The sequence below is a fragment of the Streptomyces sp. NPDC054841 genome (assembly GCF_053611045.1).
Window position 1 is genome coordinate 1 of the sequence record NZ_JBSGZO010000122.1, and the last position, 20,268, is coordinate 20,268.

Below are 20,268 nucleotides of genomic sequence, written 5' to 3' on the forward strand. Positions count from 1 at the left end.
GCCCTCCGGCAGCGCCCACGACACCGGTGACCGAGCCGACCCGCTCTGGCGGCACGAGGCGGGCGACGAGCGCGAACACCGCACCAGATCCCGCACCCAGAGCAGCCGCCATGCCGAGAAAGGCGAGCGTTCCGATCGGGATCAGCGGCCGCTCGAAGGAAGCGAGGAGGGCGAGAACGGCCACGGCGGCGTATGCGGAGATGAGCACGGGCACGGGGTGCAGCCGGTCGGACAGCCACCCGCCGACCGGGCGCATGGCGACGGCGAGGACGACGAAGCCCGCGGTGCGCAGGGCGGCGTCGGACCGTCCGAGGCCGTAGGCGCTGGTGAGGTAGGCGGGCAAGTAGACGCTGAACGCGACGAATCCGCCGAAGGCTACGGCGTAGAGGAAGGCCAACTGCACAGTGGCGGGCATCCGCAGAGTCGCCTTGGTTCGCGCCAGCAGGGAGCCGGTCGGCACGGCTCGGCCGGGCTTGTCGCGCAGGAGGAAGCGTGCCGCAACGGCGTATGCGGCCAGGAGGCCGGCGACCATGTCGAAGGGGAACGCATACCCGACGGCGTCGGCCAGCTGCACGGTGGTGAAGGAAGAGAGAGCGGTGCCGCCCGTGCCGATGCCGAAGATCCCCAGCGCCAGTCCGCGCCGCTCAGACGGGTACCAGGCGTTGACGAACGGCACACCGATGGCGAACGTCGTGCCGCCCAGGCCGAGGAAGAAGCCACCTGTCAGCACCTCGGGCAGGGAGTCGGCAAGGTGGCCGAGGTAGAGCACGGGCAGGACGGTGAGGGCGGCGACGAGAGGGAACATCCCGCGCGCACCCACGCGGTCGGTGAGGGCACCGACAGGGATCCGGCCGAGCGAGCCGACGATCACCGGTACCGCCACCACGAGGGATTGCTGAAAGGAAGTCAGCTCCAGGTCCTCACGGAGGGTCGGCCCGAGCGGCGCCAGCAGAGCCCACGCCCAGAAGCAGAGCATGAATCCGACCGTTGCCAGGACCAGCATCCGTTGCGACTGCGCAGACGCCGCCGGTTCACCATTCTGTGGCGTTGAAGTGCGGCTCAAGGGAACTCTCCTTGCCCGAGGCGGGGTGCCCATCCTCGACTCGCTCACGATGCTGGTGCGTGCCCGCCCTGCCATCCGCGCGACGCGCCCACCGCCGCGGGTGATACTGCCCGGCGTAGCTGGGCCCTTCGGAGTCCCTTCGGCTCTGGGCACGAACCATGGCCTTGTCGAGCGCCTCGTCCCCCAGTTGCCTCAAGGCCCTGTGATGTGCGGTCTCCTCCACGCCCGCGCACGGGATGGTCACCGGCAGCACCGCGTGGACCAACTGCAGGGGGACTCCACGGCGGACGGCTTCGTCGGTCGCCCTGACCAGGGTGGCGTTCGCCGCGTCCATGGCGTCGACGCCGAAGACGATCGGGAGTACTTCACGGGCAGATGTCATAACTCCTCCACCGGTCTGCATCCCAGGTGACGGCAGCCATCGGCTGGGGCCGGCTCAAACCAGCACGCTACGCAGGAGGAGGTCGGCACGGCAGGACCGAGTGGTCCTCTGTTCGTGGAGCCGTTCGTCGCTGAACTGGCAGAACGGGGGACCTTCGGCCCCCGATGGTGCCTCTTCGGCCCCTGCGATCTTGAACCTGGTGCGATGGACTGGACATGTTGTTAACCGCGATACCGAGGGGCCTGGTCATGGTTGTACTCGCACGCAAGCAGAAGTTCCCGTTCCCCGATCTGCCCGACTGGTTCGAAGCCTTCCCCACCCGCTTCACCATGCCGGCCATGGCGGACCTGTACACCATGAGGATCGAGGAATACACCGAGGAGGGCCGGTACCTCGTCCGTGCCGAACTCCCCGGCATCGATGTCAATGATCTCGACGTCACCGTCGACGACGGCGTCCTCACCATCAAGGCCGAACGCACCGAGCGCGAGGTGGACAAGCACCGCAGCGAGATCCGCTACGGATCCCTCACCCGTAGTCTCGCGCTGCCCAAGAGCGCGGACGAGAACGACGTCCGCGCCGAGTACGCCGACGGCATGCTCACCGTCAGCGTGGGCCTCGGCGAAGAGAAGCCGGAACCGAAGCACATCGAAATCCAGCACACCACGTGACTCGCATCCCCTGGACGCCTGGGCGGACTGCGGCACAGTCTGCCCAGGCGCCTCGCAGGGGCTCCCGCGATCGTGCCCGCGGGGAACTCTCGGCCTCTGCGGTCGCCCGCCCGCTGGCCGATGTCGGTGGAAGGGCAGCCGTACACATGGCCGCGAAGGAGATCCGCACCATGACCCGTCATCTGACCGCCGGGGTGGACGGCTCGCCCGAAAGCCGCTGGGCGGCAGCATGGGCCGCCGACGAAGCCACGCTGCGCAACCTGCCGCTGCGCCTCGTCTACGCCGAGGACTTGCCCGTATCCCTGTCCACGCCGGTGACCGCCCCCGAGTCGCAGCAGCGCTGGTCCGACGAGATGCTTACCGAGACCGCGAACGACCTGCGGAAGCACCATCCCCGGCTGAAGATCACCACCCGGCGGCTCTCCGCGCGGCCTTCCGCGGCCCTGTCCGCCGAGGCGGGCGAGGCGGACCTCCTGGTGCTCGGCTCGCGTGGGCTCAGCCGCATCACGGGGTTCGTCATCGGCTCGGTAGCCATGGCCACGATCAGTGCCACCGAGCAGCCGGTCGTGCTCGTACGCGCGGCCAGGCGGCTGGACGACAGCCCACCGCCCGCCTGTACCGGCCCCTACCGCGACCTGGTCGTCGGTGTGGACATCCACCAGCCCCACGACGCACTCCTGGCCTTCGCCTTCGACGAGGCCGCACGGCGCGACTGCACGCTGCGCGCCGTGCACGGCTGGTCATTCCCCCTGGTCCTCGACCAGGACCCCCTGCCCGATCATGGAGTCCGTCGGGAAGCGGCCGCGGAAGTCAACCGCACGCTCGCCGATCTGATGACGCCCTGGCGGCAGAAGTTCCCATCGGTGGACATCGTCGAGCAGGCGCTTGTCGGCTCTCCCGGAGAGCAGCTGATCCACTGCGCCGCCGACGCCGATCTCGTGGTCGTCGGCCGACGCATCCGCAAGTCCCCCCTGGGGACCCAGATCGGCCCCATCACCCACGCGGTGATCCACCACTCCCCAGCACCCGTCGCCGTCGTCGCCCACGACTGAACGCCGTGCCCGACAGCAAGGTTTCCATGCCCGCACCGACACTCGGCGCGACCGCTCTCGACTGGAGCAGGAGCGGCATCCAACTGGAGTGAAGGAGGTCGACGATGGCTCGGAACACGACGGCTCGCAAGGCTGCCGGCACGCAGGGCAGCGCACGAAGCAGCGGTGCTCGCGCGCCGAACGCGGAGGAGCGTGCGCCGCACGACCGGAAGCGCGGAATCGAGGCGCCCGGGGGCGAGGCGGTGCCGCCCAAGAACGACTGCATGAGCCAGGCGAGCACGGAGTACAGCGGGCCAGGCGCGCAGCTTCCGCTATTGAGGACACACAAGCGTCGGATACGGACGATCCGGGTGCGGAGTCTCTTCGGGTGATGTCCCGGGCCCGGTACGCCTCGGCATGAAGCCCGCTGCCTTCACGAGGGCGCGCGGCCTTCCACAGCCCGGCGTAGTCAGCCACGTCATGTGCGGTTGGTGTCCGACATGGCCGACCTGCGCTACGGAAGAAGGCCGCATGGGCACACCGCTGGGACCCCTCGGCCCAAGTGCGCGGGCTGCCGCTGACGCAGCCTGGAGGCATGGACACGGTCGGCACCCGCTCGGAGCAACCGCCGGGCCAGGACTCGGGAGGACACCGATGAACAGCGCATTTCTCCACGGACTGCCGTCGGAGGGCCAGGACCGTCTGATGGCGTGCTCGCACGAGGCCTCGTTCCCGGCGGGCACGCGGATCTTCGACGAGGGGGACTTGGCCGACCGGTTCTGGATCATCCGCACCGGCGCCGTCACGCTCGATCTCCAGGCGCACGGCCGCCGCGCCGCCACGGTGGAGACGCTGGGCCACGGTGATCTGCTCGGCTGGTCCTGGCTGGTGCCCCCGTACGACTGGCGGCTGGGGGCCGAGGCCTTCAGCCTGGTACGGGCCCACGAGTTCGACGCCAAGGCCGTACGCGCCCTGTGCGAGGTGGATCCCACATTCGGCCTCGCGCTGACCCGCCGCGTGCTGGAGGTCGTCGCCCACCGGCTGCAGGCCACCCGGATCCGCCTCCTCGACCTCTACGCGCCCCACGGCAGCGGAGTGACGCAGGTCCCGCAGTGAATGTCACGCGGTAACCGAGCGGAGAGACGTCAAGACACTCGTAGCCGAGTGGAAGATCCGGCAGGTCTGTTCGAGCAGGACAGGACGACGAAGGCCCTCGTCGTGCTGGACACGGGAACCACCGTTCTCACCGACAGCAGGAGCGCCCGCTGCAACCCCAAGGACGGAGACGTGCCGGAGATCGGCGACGAACTGTCCGCGAGCCGCGCCCTCCACGACCTCGGGCGGCAGTGCAAGTGTCCGGCGAACTCATCCGGCTGCCCGTCATCAACGCCGGCAGCGAGCCCCTTTCGGGTTCGCGCTAGTCGCCTTCGCTGAACTCCTGGATCTCCTTGACCTCTTTGAGAGAGAGCTGGCGGGGTGCCTGGCCGCGGGCGAGTTTCTCGCTTTGGACGTGGTGGCGGATGTTGTCGACGATCTCGGGGTTGGCCAGGGTGGTGACGTCGCCGACGTCCGTGAAGTTGGAGATTCCGGCGATCACCCTGCGCATGATCTTCCCGGAGCGGGTCTTGGGCATGTCGGGGACGATCCACACGTTGCTGGGCCGGGCGATCTTCCCGATCTCGCGCTCGATGGCGCCCGCCACCTTGCGTTCGATCTCGGCACTCGGAGCCAGGCCGGGGTTGAGGGCGACGTACATCTCGACGGCCCTGCCGCGCAGTTCGTCCACCACCGGCACGGCGGCGGCTTCGGCCACCTCTTCGACGGTGAGGGTGGCGGATTCGAGTTCCTTGGTACCGAGCCGGTGCCCGGCGACGTTGATGACGTCGTCGATGCGGCCCAGGATGCGGAAGTAGCCGTCTGCGGCCTGCACCGCGCCATCGCCGCACAGGAAGGGCCAGTCGTGCCAGTCCGTGCTGTTCGGATCGCGGCAGTAGCGGCGGTAGTAGATGTCGACGAAGCGGTCGGGCTGGCCCCAGATGGTCTGCAGAACGCCGGGCCAGGGGTTGCGGATGCAGATGTTGCCGGCCTTGCCGCTGCCGGCCTCGACCACGTTGCCGTCCTCGTCGTAGATCACCGGGTAGATGCCCAGCACTCCCGGGCCGCAGCTGCCCGGTTTCATCGGCTGGAGGGCGGGCAGCGTGCTGCCGAGGAAGCCACCGGTCTCCGTCATCCACCAGGTGTCGACGACGGCTGCCTCGCCCTTGCCGACCTCTTCGTAGTACCAGCGCCATACCTCCGGCTCGATGGGCTCGCCCACCGTGGTCATGTGCTTGAGGTGGTAGTCGTACTTCTCGGGTTCCCGCGGGCCGACCTTGCGCAGCATCCGGATGGTGGTCGGTGCGGTGTGGAATATGTTCACCCCGAGGCGCTCGGCGATGCGCCAGCAGCGGCCGGCATCGGGGTAGGTGGGCACGCCTTCGTACAGGACGCTGGTGGTGCCCAGCAGCAGCGGGCCGTAGACGATGTACGAGTGGCCGGTGATCCATCCGATGTCGGCGGCGCACCAGTAGGTGTCCTCGGGGTGGATGTCCTGGTAGTACTTCGCGGTGCCGGCGACGTAGGCGAGGTAACCGCCGGTGGAGTGCTGGCAGCCCTTGGGGCGTCCGGTTGTGCCGCTGGTGTACATCAGGAACAGCGGTGCCTCGGCGGGCATGGAGACGGGCGGGACGGTGCGGCCACGGTGGTCGGCCAGGACCTCGTCGACGAAGAAGTCGCGCCCGGCGACCATGGGGCTCTTGGACGCGTACCGGCCGGGGTGACGCCGCCAGACCAGAACCTTGTCGACGTCCTGGCCGTGCTTGCGGGCCGCTTCCACCGCCTCGTCCGCCTTGGCTTTGTGGTCGACCAGGGTGCCGCCGCGGTAGTAACCGTCCATGGTCACCAGGACGCGGCTGCCGGAGTCGGCGATCCGGTCGCCGCACGCCGTGCCGCTGAAGCCGCCGAACACCTCGGAGTGGATGACCCCCAGCCGGGCGCAGGCCAGCATCGCCACGGGCAATTCCGGGACCATGGGCAGGTGGAAGGTGACCCGATCGCCCGTGTCCACGCCGCAGAAGTCGCGCAGCAGCGCGGCGAACTCGTTCACCCGCCGGTACAGCTCCTGGTACGTGATCGCCTTGGTGTCCTGGTCCTCGGGCTCGGGCACCCAGATGAAGGCGGCCTTGTTCCGGCTGGTGGCGAGATGCCGGTCGACGCAGTTGTAGCAGGCATTCAAGCGGCCGCCGACGAACCACTTCCAGAAGGGCGGGTCGCTGGTGTCCAGGGTCGTGTGCCAGTACGCGTCCCAGGTGAGCAGATCCGCGTACTCCCTGAAGCATTCGGGGAAGTGCTCCTCGCCGAAGCGTTCGATGATGGCCGGGTCGCCGGCGTTCGCGTGGGCGATGAACCTGGCCGGAGGCTGGTAGTAGCCCTCTTCGCGCCAGTGGACGGCTATCTGTGCCTCGGAGGGCTGCGGCTGTGGATCTGGTGCCATGGGTTCGACCTCCCACTGGAATGGCCGCGGCGACGCCGGTCCGGCCGTTAGCCGTCCGCGAGCAGCCCCGCACAGGAGCAGAACTCGCGCATTTCCGCACCGCAGGCGCACTGGCGGGCGAACGCTCCGGCATCGCCCACGTCCAGGGAATGCCAGCACAGCTCGTCGGTCAGCGCCATCGCGCGGAGCAGCACCGGCCCGAGAGCCGGTGGCGGCGTCGCCTCGGCTTCGTGGCGCAGCCGCGCGACATCGCGTACGTGTGCCGGGTCGGTTGTGGCGGCCTGCAGCTGAGCAAGAAGGACCGACGTCTCGCCGACGAGGTACTGCTGCGTCATCCTGACCGCCACCCGCTGATGGCCGTTCGTGCACCGGATCTGGTGCACTGCCGAAGAATCTTCAGCGTATCTCCGGGGGTGGTCCGGAGCGAGAGCGGCCGTCGAGGTACGCGCCGTAATGATCTCGGCCGAGCGTGGCTGCTCGGGAGAGATCGTCCTATGGAACCGCCCGGTGTCGAAGCGCATCGTCTGTGTCAGCCCTGTCAACTCGTTCGCGGCGTCGGATCGGGATGGTGCAGCCGGGTGGGATCCTCTCTGGGGTTGACCCCTTGCCAGCCGGATCCTAGTCAGAATTCCGATAACTCCCACTATGTTGAGAATGTGCCGCGTGAATTGGGAGAGCTCGAAGACGCCGTCATGACGCGCGTCTGGCAATGGAACCGCCCGGTGACCGTGCGCGAAGTGCTGGAGGATCTCCAGCAGGAGCGATCCATCGCCTACACCACCGTCATGACCGTTATGGACAATCTCCACCAGAAGGGGTGGGTGCGCAGGGAAGTCGAGGGGCGCGCCTATAGGTACACAGCGGTCTCCACCCGGGCCGCCTACTCGGCCGCACTGATGAACAAAGCCTGGTCCAGGAGCGACAACCCCGCCGCGGCCCTTGTCGCCTTCTTCAGCATGATGTCGCCGGAGCAGCGCAACGCACTCCAGGACGCGATCCGTGTCATTCAGCGCAACACCCTGGAAGACTCTCCGGCAGCCTCGCCGGAAGGTTCCCTGGACCAGGACGCTACGGGTGTGTACGGGGCGGAGCGTTAGTGTGCCGAGAGTCGCCCCTCGGACATGAAAGCTCCGGACACCGCTAGGTCACGTGCGTGCACTCCGGGGCCACTGCGGGTACCCACACCCGGCGCTGTAGTGAGGGCGGGGGCTCCGGCCTGCGACGTTTGGTCCGGTCGCCTGTGGAGCGCCACCGGCTACAATTGAAGAGTTCTTCAATTCGCAAGTTGCTGTGCCGAATAAGTCGGGGAGATGGACTGCGGTGGCCGGTTTCGTTCAGGCCGTGCTGGAGCGGGTGCGCCAGGCGCAGGCTGCGCTGGAGGCTGCATATGCAGACGAGGACGCCTTTGGAGCGGCCGTCGCGCAGGAAGAACTGGACGATGCCCTGAGGCTGGCCGAGCAGCATGGCATCGCCGTCGATGCTGGGGCGGACGAGGGATGATCGGGATGCCGGTTCCGCTGTATCAGGCAAAGGCCGAGTTCTTCCGGATGCTGGGTCATCCGGTACGTATCCGTGTGCTGGAGCTACTGCAGGACGGCCCCATGCCGGTGCGCGACCTGCTGGCGGCCATCGAGGTCGAGGCGTCGAACCTGTCGCAGCAGCTCGCAGTACTGCGCCGTTCCGGGATCGTGACAGCAACCCGCGAGGGCTCCACCGTGGTGTACGAGCTGGCTGGCGGTGATGTGGCCGAACTCATGCAGGCCGCACGACGCATCCTGAGCGTGCTCCTGGCAGAGCAGCAGGGCCTGCTGGGCCAGCTGCGCGAGGCCGAAGCCGAGGAAACGGTGAGATGACTTCCTGGAAGCATGAGGAGTACGCGGCAGTGAGCGACCATCCAGCAGGGGAGCAGGCGCACGGAGAGAAGGACCTGGAGAGGTGGAAGGAGCGCGGCGTGATGCTGCGCGTCTTCGTGTACGTCTTCGCCACGCATCTGTTCGCAGGCTTCGTCTGGCTGCTCTTCTACGTGGGCGAGCACGCGCACAAGTAGCGGGCCGGCGAGCGCCGTGCGCGAGGGCCGAATGGTCCCGGCTCGCGGGCCGTACGGCCCTCGATCGCCGGGCGCGAATGTGGACACCATCGGAAGACAGGTCTGCGGACGGTTCCTCGTCACGGTCATCCCGCCGTCCGCAGTCCGGTCTTGGGTGCTTGGCGACCACACGTACACCGCCACGATGTCCTCTCGGCGCGGGCGGACACCCCTGGACCTCAAGATCGACTGTTACGACGTCGGCGACCGCGCCCTCGACGCCGTACCCCCCGGCGAACTCCCCGCAGTTGATGGCACACTCGCCGACCGCGACCACCAGGCGCGGCTCGGGCATGGCCGCCACCATGCGCCGCAACGACTCGGCCATGTTCCGCGTCACCGGCCCGGTCACCAGCGCCACATCCGCGTGCCGCGGCGAGGCCACCAGCCGCGCCCCGTACCGTTCCGCGTCGTACACCGGGCCGAAGGCCGCCGCGATCTCGATCTCACATCCGTTGCATGAGCCGGCGCCCACGCACCGCACCTGCGCCGACCCGCCCAGCTCCCCGGCCGCCGGCAGCGGTTCCCCGTCTGGCGGTGGCGGGGCAGGTTCGACCACCCGCCCCGGTGTCGCGGATCTTGCGCAGCAGGCCCATGAACGCCCTCCCGGATGCTGGTGAGGAATCTTCCGCAGGTGCCAACAAGCGTCTCCGTACCCGGAGTCACGCCCTTTTTCTTGCGCTTTGCCCGTTTTGTTAAGCCTCTGTGGCCACGTACCCACCGACGGCGAACGGAAGGCGGCCGCCCCTCGGCGCGCAGAGCGCTGTCCATGTACGCCGCAGGGCGACCGCCGGTACGAGACCGCCTAGGTCGGCGGTTTCCCCTCCGAGGCCGCAGCCTGCAGGTCGGCGAGGAGTTCGGCCTGGCCCGCCAGCACGCCGGACAGGATCGTCCGCGCGACCTTGAGCAGCTCCGCGACCTGAGGAGTGGTCAGCGAGTAATACACGGCCGAGCCTTCCCTGCGGGTTATGACCAGATTGGCCCGCCGCAGGACAGCCAGTTGCTGTGAGAGGTGGGCGGGCTCGACGCCAACCTCCGGAAGCATCTCGGAGACCGCGTGCTCGCGCTCGCTCAGCAGCTCCAGAACGCGGATCCGGACCGGATGCCCCAGTGTCTTGAAGAACTCCGCCTTCAGCTGGTACAGCGGCGCGCTCACCGAGCCGGCCCCGCTGCGCCCGCACCGCCGCGTGGCTCGGTGGCCACAGCTGCGGATCTTCCGTACATCGCATCCACCCAGAACTCGTCGCCATCGGGCCATCCTCGCGCCCTCACACACACATGATGACCTCGGGAATTGCTAAGATTAGCAATTCCGAAGGTCTAGAGAGGGAGGTTCGGGTGCGAATCCCACGACTGCGTGGCGGCGGGGCACTGCTCAAGTGCATCGCGTGCCGTCTCAAGTGCCTGCCCACGGCCATCGGCCCGGACGGCTCATGCCCCCGCTGCGGGCATGAACGCCTGCTCGGCATTGATCTCGGGCGCCGATGGAGCGGGCACGCCGCGCCCAAGGCCAGCAGCCCGAAGCCCTCCGGCGGCGAGCGCTGAGCCGCCCATGAGCATCAGCTGGAGCGTTGAGGAACAGCGCGGCGCGGCCGTCATGAGCGTGGCCGGGTTCCTCGGCAACAACGCGGTCGGCCGATTCACGGACGGATTCGGCTGGGTAATGGCACGCAGCACCGGGGCCGTCGTCCTCGACCTGACCGAACTGCTCGGGTGGAGCGCCGAGGGAGAGATGGCGGTCATAAAGGCAGCCACCAGACTGCGCAGCAGCGAGCGTCCCCTGATCCTGTGCGGTCTGGACCGCCTGGAAGCGACGAACTCGTGGGCCGACCATGTCGGCTCCATGACCGTCTACGCGGATCTGGAGTCCGCCCTTGACGCCCAGGCACCGCCCTCCGGCTGACCACATGCGGCCCTGCTACGGCCCATCGCATCGCGACGGCACCGAACGTCGGCGGCCCCCTCCCCATCTTTGCCGCCACCGGTCGGGGACCGTCCCCGCCACTTGCACGGACGGCGACATCTGCCGGACGCCCAGCACACCCAGCCCGGCCGCTACCGCTCTGAGCACGGGCCGGGTATCAGTATCCGCGGACGAATACTCGTGCAGGCTGGGCCACACGAGTGCAGCTGAACCTTGTCCGGAAGGCCACCCAGTGGACCGGGAAACCGTCCACGAGGGGCTGGAGAGGGCCCGCGCGACCCACCACCGCCTGCTCAATGCCGCCGCGACGGCGCAGATGGCGCAGGAAGTCGGCGGCGCTCTTCCCCGCTGCCGGTGTGGAGGGGATGGGCAGCGGGAAGAAGCGCCCGCCAGACCGTCAGCGGACCGTAACGTTACGCCTTCTTCAGGAACTGGGTCTTCAGGACCAGCCCCTTGACCTTCTTCGTGTTGCACTCGACCTCGTCGGGCTTGCTGGTGAGGCGGATGTTCTTCACCAGGGTGCCGCGCTTGAGGGTCTCTGAGGTGCCCTTCACCTTCAGGTCCTTGGTCAGCGTCACGGAGTCGCCGTCCTCCAGGACGGTGCCGTTACTGTCCTTCACCACGACATCGCTCATGGTCTTTCCCTGCCTGCTTTCGTTGCGGTGCTTCTCTTACATCTGGCCCTGGAGCGCGGCATTCCGCGCGCCGGGCCAGTCGTCGCTGTACCACTCACGGGTGTGATCGCCCGCGCCCTGGTAGGACGCAAGGGCAGTGGCGAGGTCGCAGTGGACGGGGATCGGGGGGTGCGTGCCGTCGGGGACGATCGAGCCGTCCGCGGGTATCGCGGCGAGCTCCAGTCCCCGCCCTTCCTCGGTGAGCCGGCGGGCTGCCTGAGCGACGGCGAGCTGGCCGCCGACGGACCAGCCGCGCAGCTCGGTGAGGTCGAGGATGACCGGCCCGGTGCCACGGGCCAGAGCCCAGCCCACGGCGCCCGTGAAGCGGTCCACGGCGTCGGCGCCGAGAAACCCGGACAGCGAAAGGACACAGAAGTCCGGCTGGGTGATGTAACGCCACTCGATGGTCATCGTCGCTCTCTCGTTCGCAGTGTGCTCACAGGGGCAGGGTGATCCAGATGCTCTTGCCCTGGCCGTCCGCGTCCGCGCGTACAACGGCGGTGCCGCCGAGACCGAGGGTGAGCTCGACAACGGTGGCCAGCCCGCTGCCACCGCTGCCGACCGTGGCGTACAGGGCAGGCCGATAGGGGTGGCGGTCGTGGACGGCGAACGCGAGGGTGTCCGGGCCGGCCGCGTGGATCACGGTCACGTTCGGCGAGAGCACGGCGGCGTGGCGGACGCTGTTGGTGACCAGTTCGGACAGGATCAGCAACGCGGGATCGACGGTGGGGTGGCGCCGGCTGATGCCCCACTCCATCAGGACCTGCTCGGTGGTCTCGCGGGCGATGCGGACGGCGGACCCCATGGCGGGCACGGTCAGCACGTGTCGGTAGGGCAGGGCCTCGAGCTGAGTGGCCATCAGGCTTCCTCGTGGGCGAGGCGGAATCCGGTCGCTGTCTGAGGGCGTATCCGTACGAGGGTGTCGTGCGGGCCGTGGACCCAGCCGGGCAGCGTACGACGGTAGTGGGCGGCCTCATCGGGGTCGGTGATGACCTCGGCAGGACCGGTCGCGGTCACCGTCCACCCGATGCCGCCGGCCACGCGGATCTCATCCGCGTGGTAGGTGAGCGCGGCCCTGCCGGCCAGAGCTGTCTGCTGGGCGGGGGTACGGACGATCAGGCGGCCGTACTGCAGCAGATGAACGGCCGGGCGGACCACGGCGCTCTCGCGCTGGACGTACACCAGCCGTCCCTGGGCCGCGCCTTCGAGCAGCCACAGCGCCTCGGTGCCGGAGACCTCGACCATGCGACGGGAGACGGGGACGGTCATCGGGAAGCCTCCTCGGCGGCGGGTGCAGGGGACTGTGCGGGAACAGCGGGCAGGACCCCCACGCCCTGCAGATGAGCCCGGGCCCCCGCGATCGCCTCCGGGGTGGTAGCGAACTCGCGGCCCTCCAATCGCAGCAGATCCAGCGCACCGACCGAGTCCAGGACCGGGCGCTGCCCGGGCCGGATCCCGGACGTCATCACGGCGATACCGCGCCGGTTGAGCTTCTCGACCGCGTCCTTGAGGACCAGGGCGCCGGTGGCGTCCACCGTCGTGATCCGCGACATGCGCAGAATCACCACGCGGACGTCGGCGACCTCGGTCAGCTCCAGGAGGAACCGGTGCGCGGCGGCGAAGAACAGCGGCCCGTCGATCCGGTACGCGACGATGTGCTCGGCCAGCAACGCGTGTTCCTCGTCGCTGTGCTCGCCGGGCAGGTCCGGCCGGAAGTCCACCTGATCCATCCGGGCCTGCCTGGCCACAGCCCGCAGCGCCAGAGCGCCAGCCACGGCCAGGCCGGTGATCACCGCGTAGACGAGGTCGAGCGCGAGCGTGGCGACGGCCGTCAGGACGAGCACGAGCCCGTCGGAACGAGTGGCCTTCGCCATCGCCCGCAGTGAGCCGACCTCGACCATGCGGATCGCGGTGGCGAGAAGCACGCCGGCCAGGGCGGCCAGCGGGATCTTCGAAACGAGTGGGGCGGCGGCAAAGACGATCACGGCGAGGACGGCCGCATGGGTGAGCGCGGCCAGCCTGGAGGAGGCGCCGGTGCGGACGTTGACGGCGGTACGGGCGATGGCGGCGGTTGCTGGGACGCCGCCGAAGAGGGGGGCGGCCAGGTTCGCGATGCCCTGCCCGAACAACTCCTTGTCCGGGTCGTGCTGCTGACCGACGGTCATGCCGTCGGCGACGTTGGCGGACAGCAGCGACTCCAGCGCAGCGAGCGCGGCCACCGCCACTGCCGGGGCGAGCAGCGAAGACAGGGCTGCTGGATCAAGGAAGGACAGCGATGGCGCCGGCAGTCCCGCAGGCAGCGTGCCGATCGGGGTCGCGTCCAGGTGGAAGGCGAGAGTGATCAGCGTGGCGCCGATCACTGCGACGATCGAGAACGGGACGGTCGGTCGCCACCGCGCGCCCACCACCATCACGGTTGCGACACCGGCGGCGAGCGCGACAGCGGTCCAGTCCGGCGTCCGCACGAACGCCTGAAGAGCGTGCCCGGTCACTACCAGGACCCTGTCGCCCTCGGGCTTCTCGACCCCGAGCGCGTTCGGCACCTGCTGCAGGAAGATCACGCAGGCGATGCCGAGGGTGAAGCCCTCTACGACGGGCGCGGGCACGTACCGCATGCATTTCCCGGCCCGCAGCAGCGCCAGCGCGATCAGCATCAGCCCGGCCAGCAGCCCAACGGTCAGCACACCGCCGGGGCCGTACTCGGCGACGATCGGCACCAGCACCACCGTCATCGCACCCGTCGGCCCGGACACCTGAAGATTCGAACCCCCGAACAGCGCCGCGAGCGCACCCGCGACCACCGCGGTCGCCAGCCCCGCCTCCGCGCCGAGCCCAGAGGAGACCCCGAAACCGAGCGCGAGCGGCAACGCCACGATCGCGACGGTCAGACCCGCGAGCAGATCGCGGCGCGGAGCACGCTTCATCGCGGTGAAGTCCGCGCGCACGGGCAGCAAGGAACGCACCGGGATCCACACACGGTGAAGCAGGGCACTCACTTCGCCGCGACCTCGGCTTCCCGCAGCTCCGCCAACAGCTCGTTCTGCCCGGCCAGCATCTCCGTCAGGATCCGCCGCGCGGCCCGCAGCAGGTCCGCGACATCCCCGCCCGCCAGCTCGTAGACCACGGTCGAGCCCTCTCGCGTGGAGGTCACGATGCCCGACCGGCGCAACACCGCCAGCTGCTGAGACAGGGCCGACGGCTCCACCTCGATCTCCGCCAGCAGATCCCGCACCGGCATCTGCCCACTCTGCAGCAGCTCAAGCACCCGGATGCGCACAGGGTGCCCCAGCATCCGGAAGAACTCGGCCTTGGCCTGATACAGCGGAACCGGCACGGTCTCGGACTCTCCTCATCACCTGTACGGAGGGGTATCGCTCAGGCTGTGCCCGCGGCTACCTGCGGACACAGCCAGTACAGCATGTAGTGAATTGCAGAATTTTGCAATTCTTGTACTGTGTTCGAGTCCGAAGGTGATCCGATCCAGGCACCGCCCGCTGGCTGCGGCGCAAGGCGCCATCGCCACTATCCTTGCTGGTCAGCCAGGTCTGACGCCTGCACCGCCAGCAGACGAAAGACCTGCTGGTGTCGTACTCGCCGCAGAAGCTCGGCTTCTTCCAGACGTACGAGTTGAAGGCTCCTGACCTGGGTTTTTACCCGTCCCACCCCGCCGTGGCCGGCAAACTGCGCACGCCGGCGGACCAGGACCGGCTGGTCATCCCCGACCTGGAGACCGCGATCACCCAGCTGTACTCGCTCCTCGTCTTCCCCCGCATGGTCTTCAGCGCCTACAGCGCGCACATCGACGACGACCTCACCGAACGCCTCATCACCAGCGGCGTGGACATGTTCCTCAGCCACTACGGCACCCATCACACAGCGCGCACTCAGGAGGCATGAGCACAGCGCGCCGGTCAGCGCCGGTCACCGTGGCGGTGGCCGTTGCCGGCGGGCGCGGTGCGGTACCGGGCGGGGTCGGTGTCGAAGGTGGCCGCGCAGTGTGCGGAGCAGAAGTACAGGGTGCCGTTGTCGGTTTCGCGGCGTTGGGTGGCGGTCGAGGGGTTCACGTGCATGCCGCACACCGGGTCGGTCGCGCTCTCCTCCTGTCTGGCTTCGGTCGCGGCGGTTGGTGTCTCCAGGGTGGGCTCGACTGGTGTCGGCCCAGCCGCCGGCAGCGGTGCGGGGTGCCAGCGGCGCAGGCGGGAGGCGTTGGTGACGACCGACAGGGAGGACAGGGCCATCGCGGCCGCGGCGATCATCGGGCTGAGGCGGATGCCCCACAGCGGGTAGAGGGCTCCGGCGGCAAGCGGGACGCCAACAGCGTTGTAGATCAGGGCGAAGAACAGGTTCTGTCGGATGTTGCGCATGGTCGCGCGCGAGAGCCGGATGGCGGTGACCACGCCGCTGAGCGAGCCGGAGATCAGGGTGATGTCGGCGGCCTCGATGGCCACGTCGGTGCCGGTGCCGATGGCGAGCCCGACATCGGCGGCGGCGAGAGCGGGTGCGTCGTTGATGCCGTCGCCGACCATGCCGACGGTACGGCCCTCGCGCTGAAGCCGGCGGATCTCGTCGGCCTTGTGCTCGGGTAGCACTTCGGCCAGTACACGGCCCACGCCGACCTGGGCCGCGATGGCCTTCGCCGTACGGAAGTTGTCGCCGGTGATGATGATGGTGTCGATGCCGAGGCGCCGCAGGGCAGCGATGGCCGAGGCCGAGTCCTCCTTGACGGTGTCCGCGACGGCCAGCACTCCGGCAGGCCGTCCGTCAATGGCGGCCAGGACCGGGGTCTTGCCCTGCGTGGAGAACTCCTCCGCCACCGCGGCGAGGTGAGCGGTGTCGATGCCGACGTCACCGAGGAGGCGGGCGGTCCCGACGAGGACGGCCTTGCCATCCACTGTGGCCTGGACACCCTTGCCTGTGACCGACTCGAAGCCGGAGGCGGGCAACGGAGTGAGGCCGCGTGTGCGGGCGGCAGCGACGATCGCGCCCGCGAGCGGGTGCTCGCTGTCCGCCTCTGCTCCGGCCACCAGCGTCAGCAACTCGTCCTCGGTGAGGCCCTCGGCGCTGTGGATGTCGGTGAGTTCGGGTTTTCCGGCGGTGACGGTGCCGGTCTTGTCGAAGACGACGGTGTCCAGCTTGTGTGCGGTCTCCAAGGCTTCGGCCGAGCGGATCAGGATGCCCGCCTGGGCACCCTTGCCGGTGCCGACCATGACCGACAACGGGGTGGCCAGACCCAGCGCACACGGACAGGCAATGATCAGCACGGCTACCGCAGATACCAACGCCAAGGTGAGCGCCGGGGCCGGTCCGACGATGTACCAGAGAGCGAACGCGGCGACGGCAATGGCGATGACGGCGGGCACGAAGTACGCGGAGACCGTGTCGGCGAGCCGTTGGATCGGCGCCTTGGACGCCTGGGCCTCCTGCACCAGGCGGATGATCTGGGCAAGCATCGTGTCGGCGCCGACCTTGCTCGCCCGTACCCGCAGGGAACCGGTGGTGTTGACGGTTGCGCCGACGACCGTGTCCCCGGTGCGTTTGGTCACCGGCATCGGCTCGCCCGTGACCATCGACTCGTCGACCGCTGAGGATCCGGACAGCACCTCGGCGTCGACGGGGATCTTCTCGCCGGGCCGGATCGCGATCTCGTCGTCCACCACCACGTCTTCGACGGGGATCTCGGCCTCTGCCCCGTCGCGTATCACCCGGGCGGTACGCGCCTGCAGACCCAGCAGCGCGCGGATCGCCTCGCCCGTACCGGCCTTTGCACGCGCTTCGAGCAGCCGCCCGAGCAGGATCAGAGTGAGGATCACCCCGACCGCCTCGAAGTAGACCTCCCGTACCTCCTCGGGCAGCAGGCCCGGCGCCAGCGTCACCAGCAGGCTGTAGCCGTACGCGGCCGAAGTCCCCAGCGTGATCAGAGAGTTCATGTCCGCACCCCGGTGGCGCAGGGTCAGCCAGCCCGTCACGTGGACGGGCCACCCGGTGTAAAACATCACGGGAGTGGTCAGAGCCAGCTGCAGCCAGTGGTTCAGCATCCAGCCCGGCACCCACTCGGCGTCGAACACCTCATGGGCCATCACCGCGAACAGCACCGGAAGGGTCAGCACCACGCCCACGACGACCCGGCGGGTCAGGTCCTCGATCTCGGCGCGGCGCTCGGCGGCATCCGTGGCCTCCGACTCGGCCGCACTCGCCTCGCCGGCCCGCGGTTGCTCCGCCCCAGGAGGAGAGGCCGGACGACCGATGGCCTCTACCTCCCCGTCCGGTTCGACCTGCAGGGTGCCGCGGATCATGTTCATCCCACAGGCGAAGCCGAAGGTCCCGGCCTCGCTCGGGTGGAGCCGTACGGTCGTACGCGCGTACGCGGGAAGCAGTGCGTTGATCCGCAGATCCGGGAAGAGGACCCGGTTGGTGCACTCCCCGGACTCCTGCCGGTCGAAGACCAGCTCCACCGGCACCCCCTGCCTCACCCGGATCACATCAGGGCTGTAGCCACCACGGACGGTGATCTCGACCCTCTGCACGCCGTTCTCCATGCGGGCGGTACGGGCACGGCGAGGGCCGAAAAAGAACCCGCCGAGTGCGGCGATCAGAGCGACAGCAGCTGCCGCCACGGCGATGTCGGCGACACCCATGACAGACCCTCTCTCTGCCCGGCTATCCTTCCGTTTTCACCCAGAATACCCCTACCCGGTATAAGCGGGCCGAGCCTGATGCCAGGCCGTTGCCGACGTGCCGATCATCACCGTCGGCGTCCTGGCTGCCGTCGTACGTGCCGCCACCGCGCACGCCCTGGGCGCTCCCCCAGCAGCCTTCTGGCGCGGTCTCGATCGCGACGTCTGTGCCCGCGCCGATGGCGATGCCGAGGTCGGCCTGGGCGAGGGCGAGGCGTCGTTGCCGCCGTCGCCGACCATGGCGACCCTCCGGCCGCCGCGCTGGAGTTCGGCGCACCTTGAGCCGGGCATGGTGGACTGCAAGGCGGGTCGGCGGGACGCGACCCCTGCACGACCCGGATGACGCCGACGACGCGCTACCGCGGCAACCTCCCCGGCCGCCGCGGTGAGCCAGAGCTAGGCTGGTGCTGAGGCGAAGGAGCTGCCCGAGGGACGTGATCGCGGTGATGGCTGGTCAGGCGATCGGCTGGATGTGGGTGTGGCCGGCTCTGGTCGTGGTCGGTTTGCTGATCATCGGCTACGCCGCGGTGAACCTGGTGCGTGGCGGCCGGAAGCCTGCCCAGATCGGGGACGGGGCCGGATCGGCGGCCCGGCGGATCCTCGACGAGCGCTATGCACGCGGGGAGATCGACGAGCGGGAGTACCGGCAGCGCAGGAGCTTGTTGCCGTGAGCGGGGAGCCGATCAGCCGTCGCCGAGCGCTGGGGCTGCTCGGGTTGGGTACGGCCAGCGCGGCGGCCGGCGCGGCGGGCTGGGCCACCGGCCTGGGCGCCCCGCCCAGCGGCCGACTGATGCCGGCCGCCCAGGGCCAGGAGCTGGCCGAGCCGCGGGTGCTGGCCAGCCGCGACGGGCTGCTGGACGTGCGGCTTGTCGCCGCCCCAGGCGTACGGCTGGCGGGGCGGGACACCACGGGGTGGGGGTTCAACGGCACCTCACCGGGACCGACGTTGCGGGTGCGGCCCGGGGACCTGCTGCGGGTGCGGCTGGTCAACCACATCGACCAGCCGACCAACCTGCACACCCACGGCCTGCACGTGTCCCCCTCGGGCAACAGCGACAACCCGTTCATCACCATCGAGCCCGGTGACAGCTACGACTACGCCATAAGGATTCCGGCCCGGCATCCGGCGGGCACGTTCTGGTACCACCCGCACCATCACGGCACCGTCGCGGATCAAATCTTCGCCGGCCTGGTCGGGGCGCTGCTGGTCGAGGGTGTCGGGGGTGTGGCGGACCTGCCGGTCAGCGGCGAACGGCTGCTGCTGGTCACCGACACCACCCTGGACGGGGCCGGCCGGGTCGTCTCGCCACCCATGATGGCCAGGATGACGGGCCGCGAGGGCGAGCTGGTGTTGGTCAACGGCCAGCACCAGCCCGTCATCACCGCCGCACCCGGGTCTGTGCAGCGGTGGCGGGTCATCAACGGCTGCGTTTCCCGAGTCCTGGCGCTACGACTGGAAGCCCACCGGCTCACCCAGGTAGCCCAGGACGGCGTGTTCCTGCCCGCACCGGTCGACCGGGACCAAGTGGTGCTGGCCCCCGGCAACCGCACCGACCTGCTCGTACGCCCCACCGGCACCGGCCAGTACGCGCTGGTCAGCGACCCCTACGACCGCGGCGGTCTCGGCATGATGGACGGTCGCCCGTCCACTAGTGGTCCGGTCACCCTGGCCACCCTGGTCACTGCCGGCCCAACCACAACAACGCCATCGGTGCCCGCGACGCTGCCGGCCCCAGCCATCCCGCAAGGCCCGGTGACTGGGCAACGCCGACTCACCTTCGCCATGGGCATGGCTCGGACGGGTATGGCTGGGATGAGTTTCACCATCGACGGGCGTTCCTACGACCCCAACCGTGACGACCAGAGCGTCGTCCTTGGCACAGTCGAGGAGTGGACCGTGGTCAACACCAGCCCCATGGCTCACCCGTTCCACCTGCACGCCTGGCCCTTCCACGTGCTGGCGGGCAGCGCCGGTATGCCGCCGGCCGGCGTGCTGCAGGACGTCGTGCTCGTCCCCGCACGGGGGTGGGTGCGCCTGCGGATCCCGTTCAGCGACTTCCCGGGGCGCACCGTATTTCACTGCCACATCCTCGACCACGAGGATCTGGGCATGATGGCCACCGTGAACGTACGCGACTAGGGCGTGTTGCGAAAGTCCCGCCTGGCCCGCGACGCCTGGCACGCGCGCTCGCTGCGTTGTCGGACTCATCCAAGTACGTCCAGTACGAGGA

The 20,268-nt window shown here is 69.1% G+C and carries 26 protein-coding genes and 2 pseudogenes; 15 read left to right on the forward strand and 13 right to left on the reverse strand.

Annotation, left to right across the window (positions count from 1 at the left end):
- A partial coding sequence (locus tag ACWGI8_RS18235; RefSeq protein WP_453662063.1) for an MFS transporter occupies nt 1-1,003 on the reverse strand: 1,003 nt, incomplete at its 3' end.
- Nucleotides 1,004-1,031: 28 nt separating this feature from the next.
- On the reverse strand, nt 1,032-1,445 hold the full coding sequence (locus ACWGI8_RS18240; RefSeq protein WP_453662065.1) for a universal stress protein: 414 nt from the start codon (nt 1,443-1,445) through the stop codon (nt 1,032-1,034).
- A 248-nt stretch (nt 1,446-1,693) separates the two neighbouring features.
- Between ACWGI8_RS18240 and ACWGI8_RS18245 the strand changes: the two genes are divergently transcribed.
- The 5 genes and pseudogenes from ACWGI8_RS18245 to ACWGI8_RS18265 all read left to right on the forward strand — a co-directional run bounded on the left by ACWGI8_RS18245 (nt 1,694) and on the right by ACWGI8_RS18265 (nt 4,581).
- Nucleotides 1,694-2,116 (forward strand): Hsp20/alpha crystallin family protein, encoded by a 423-nt coding sequence (locus ACWGI8_RS18245; protein WP_453662067.1) that lies wholly within the window; start codon nt 1,694-1,696, stop codon nt 2,114-2,116.
- Nucleotides 2,117-2,286: 170 nt separating this feature from the next.
- Nucleotides 2,287-3,168: a universal stress protein gene (locus ACWGI8_RS18250; RefSeq protein WP_453662069.1), complete on the forward strand. Its 882-nt coding sequence runs from the start codon at nt 2,287-2,289 to the stop codon at nt 3,166-3,168.
- A 104-nt stretch (nt 3,169-3,272) separates the two neighbouring features.
- Nucleotides 3,273-3,539, forward strand: coding sequence for a hypothetical protein (locus ACWGI8_RS18255; protein WP_453662071.1), 267 nt, complete (start codon nt 3,273-3,275; stop codon nt 3,537-3,539).
- A gap of 262 nt (nt 3,540-3,801) precedes the next feature.
- Nucleotides 3,802-4,263 (forward strand): cyclic nucleotide-binding domain-containing protein, encoded by a 462-nt coding sequence (locus ACWGI8_RS18260; RefSeq protein ID WP_453662072.1) that lies wholly within the window; start codon nt 3,802-3,804, stop codon nt 4,261-4,263.
- Nucleotides 4,264-4,318: 55 nt separating this feature from the next.
- A pseudogene (locus tag ACWGI8_RS18265) lies at nt 4,319-4,581 on the forward strand (dsRBD fold-containing protein).
- On the opposite strand, the gene acs reads toward ACWGI8_RS18265, so the two are convergent.
- Together acs and ACWGI8_RS18275 are read right to left on the reverse strand one after the other, a co-directional pair.
- Nucleotides 4,565-6,679: an acetate--CoA ligase gene (acs, locus tag ACWGI8_RS18270; protein WP_453662073.1), complete on the reverse strand. Its 2,115-nt coding sequence runs from the start codon at nt 6,677-6,679 to the stop codon at nt 4,565-4,567. The pseudogene ACWGI8_RS18265 and the gene acs overlap by 17 nt on opposite strands.
- A gap of 47 nt (nt 6,680-6,726) precedes the next feature.
- The gene (locus ACWGI8_RS18275) at nt 6,727-7,014 is read right to left on the reverse strand and encodes a hypothetical protein (protein ID WP_453662075.1); all 288 of its coding nucleotides are present in this window, start codon (nt 7,012-7,014) and stop codon (nt 6,727-6,729) included.
- A gap of 321 nt (nt 7,015-7,335) precedes the next feature.
- Between ACWGI8_RS18275 and ACWGI8_RS18280 the strand changes: the two genes are divergently transcribed.
- The 4 genes from ACWGI8_RS18280 to ACWGI8_RS18295 all read left to right on the forward strand — a co-directional run bounded on the left by ACWGI8_RS18280 (nt 7,336) and on the right by ACWGI8_RS18295 (nt 8,726).
- Nucleotides 7,336-7,776 (forward strand): BlaI/MecI/CopY family transcriptional regulator, encoded by a 441-nt coding sequence (locus tag ACWGI8_RS18280; protein WP_453662077.1) that lies wholly within the window; start codon nt 7,336-7,338, stop codon nt 7,774-7,776.
- Between the two features lie 223 nt (nt 7,777-7,999).
- Complete coding sequence (locus ACWGI8_RS18285) at nt 8,000-8,179, forward strand: hypothetical protein (RefSeq protein WP_453662079.1); 180 nt, start codon at nt 8,000-8,002, stop codon at nt 8,177-8,179.
- A gap of 5 nt (nt 8,180-8,184) precedes the next feature.
- On the forward strand, nt 8,185-8,532 hold the full coding sequence (locus ACWGI8_RS18290) for an ArsR/SmtB family transcription factor (RefSeq protein WP_453662080.1): 348 nt from the start codon (nt 8,185-8,187) through the stop codon (nt 8,530-8,532).
- 74 nt (nt 8,533-8,606) lie between these two features.
- Nucleotides 8,607-8,726 carry a DUF6126 family protein gene (locus ACWGI8_RS18295; protein WP_453662106.1) on the forward strand — a complete coding sequence of 40 codons (120 nt, stop codon included), beginning with the start codon at nt 8,607-8,609 and terminating at the stop codon, nt 8,724-8,726.
- Between the two features lie 250 nt (nt 8,727-8,976).
- Here ACWGI8_RS18295 and ACWGI8_RS18300 read toward each other — a convergent pair.
- Together ACWGI8_RS18300 and ACWGI8_RS18305 are read right to left on the reverse strand one after the other, a co-directional pair.
- Nucleotides 8,977-9,486: pseudogene (locus tag ACWGI8_RS18300) on the reverse strand (NADH-quinone oxidoreductase subunit B family protein); the annotation flags it as partial.
- A gap of 84 nt (nt 9,487-9,570) precedes the next feature.
- Complete coding sequence (locus tag ACWGI8_RS18305; RefSeq protein WP_453662082.1) at nt 9,571-9,921, reverse strand: ArsR/SmtB family transcription factor; 351 nt, start codon at nt 9,919-9,921, stop codon at nt 9,571-9,573.
- 182 nt (nt 9,922-10,103) lie between these two features.
- Here ACWGI8_RS18305 and ACWGI8_RS18310 point away from each other — a divergent pair, with 182 nt between their 5' ends.
- Nucleotides 10,104-10,310 carry a hypothetical protein gene (locus ACWGI8_RS18310; protein WP_453662084.1) on the forward strand — a complete coding sequence of 69 codons (207 nt, stop codon included), beginning with the start codon at nt 10,104-10,106 and terminating at the stop codon, nt 10,308-10,310.
- Nucleotides 10,311-10,317: 7 nt separating this feature from the next.
- Nucleotides 10,318-10,668 (forward strand): anti-sigma factor antagonist, encoded by a 351-nt coding sequence (locus ACWGI8_RS18315; RefSeq protein WP_453662086.1) that lies wholly within the window; start codon nt 10,318-10,320, stop codon nt 10,666-10,668.
- A 434-nt stretch (nt 10,669-11,102) separates the two neighbouring features.
- Here ACWGI8_RS18315 and ACWGI8_RS18320 read toward each other — a convergent pair whose 3' ends face one another.
- From ACWGI8_RS18320 to ACWGI8_RS18345, 6 genes are all read right to left on the reverse strand, one after another.
- Complete coding sequence (locus ACWGI8_RS18320) at nt 11,103-11,324, reverse strand: alkylphosphonate utilization protein (RefSeq protein WP_453662088.1); 222 nt, start codon at nt 11,322-11,324, stop codon at nt 11,103-11,105.
- Nucleotides 11,325-11,360: 36 nt separating this feature from the next.
- Complete coding sequence (locus ACWGI8_RS18325; RefSeq protein ID WP_453662089.1) at nt 11,361-11,774, reverse strand: STAS domain-containing protein; 414 nt, start codon at nt 11,772-11,774, stop codon at nt 11,361-11,363.
- 25 nt (nt 11,775-11,799) lie between these two features.
- Nucleotides 11,800-12,222, reverse strand: a complete 423-nt coding sequence (locus ACWGI8_RS18330) for an ATP-binding protein (protein WP_453662091.1) — start codon at nt 12,220-12,222, stop codon at nt 11,800-11,802.
- Nucleotides 12,222-12,632, reverse strand: coding sequence for a pyridoxamine 5'-phosphate oxidase family protein (locus tag ACWGI8_RS18335; RefSeq protein ID WP_453662093.1), 411 nt, complete (start codon nt 12,630-12,632; stop codon nt 12,222-12,224). Before ACWGI8_RS18335 ends, ACWGI8_RS18330 begins: the two co-directional genes overlap by 1 nt.
- Complete coding sequence (locus ACWGI8_RS18340; protein ID WP_453662107.1) at nt 12,629-14,287, reverse strand: SulP family inorganic anion transporter; 1,659 nt, start codon at nt 14,285-14,287, stop codon at nt 12,629-12,631. The genes ACWGI8_RS18335 and ACWGI8_RS18340 overlap by 4 nt, the downstream gene beginning before the upstream one ends.
- A gap of 68 nt (nt 14,288-14,355) precedes the next feature.
- The gene (locus ACWGI8_RS18345) at nt 14,356-14,697 is read right to left on the reverse strand and encodes an ArsR/SmtB family transcription factor (protein ID WP_453662095.1); all 342 of its coding nucleotides are present in this window, start codon (nt 14,695-14,697) and stop codon (nt 14,356-14,358) included.
- A 248-nt stretch (nt 14,698-14,945) separates the two neighbouring features.
- On the opposite strand from ACWGI8_RS18345, the gene ACWGI8_RS18350 reads away from it, so the two are divergent.
- A complete protein-coding gene (locus ACWGI8_RS18350) occupies nt 14,946-15,260 on the forward strand; it encodes a TetR/AcrR family transcriptional regulator C-terminal domain-containing protein (RefSeq protein ID WP_453662097.1) in 315 nt (104 codons plus the stop codon).
- Between the two features lie 14 nt (nt 15,261-15,274).
- Here the strand turns inward: ACWGI8_RS18350 and ACWGI8_RS18355 are convergent, their stop codons facing one another.
- Nucleotides 15,275-17,998, reverse strand: coding sequence for a heavy metal translocating P-type ATPase (locus tag ACWGI8_RS18355; protein ID WP_453662099.1), 2,724 nt, complete (start codon nt 17,996-17,998; stop codon nt 15,275-15,277).
- Between the two features lie 97 nt (nt 17,999-18,095).
- Between ACWGI8_RS18355 and ACWGI8_RS18360 the strand changes: the two genes are divergently transcribed.
- The 3 genes from ACWGI8_RS18360 (at nt 18,096) to ACWGI8_RS18370 (ending at nt 20,177) form a co-directional block, all read left to right on the forward strand.
- Nucleotides 18,096-18,380, forward strand: coding sequence for a hypothetical protein (locus ACWGI8_RS18360; RefSeq protein WP_453662101.1), 285 nt, complete (start codon nt 18,096-18,098; stop codon nt 18,378-18,380).
- 91 nt (nt 18,381-18,471) lie between these two features.
- Complete coding sequence (locus ACWGI8_RS18365; RefSeq protein ID WP_453662103.1) at nt 18,472-18,708, forward strand: SHOCT domain-containing protein; 237 nt, start codon at nt 18,472-18,474, stop codon at nt 18,706-18,708.
- A complete protein-coding gene (locus ACWGI8_RS18370) occupies nt 18,705-20,177 on the forward strand; it encodes a multicopper oxidase family protein (protein ID WP_453662105.1) in 1,473 nt (490 codons plus the stop codon). The genes ACWGI8_RS18365 and ACWGI8_RS18370 overlap by 4 nt, the downstream gene beginning before the upstream one ends.
- Nucleotides 20,178-20,268 lie beyond the last annotated feature (91 nt).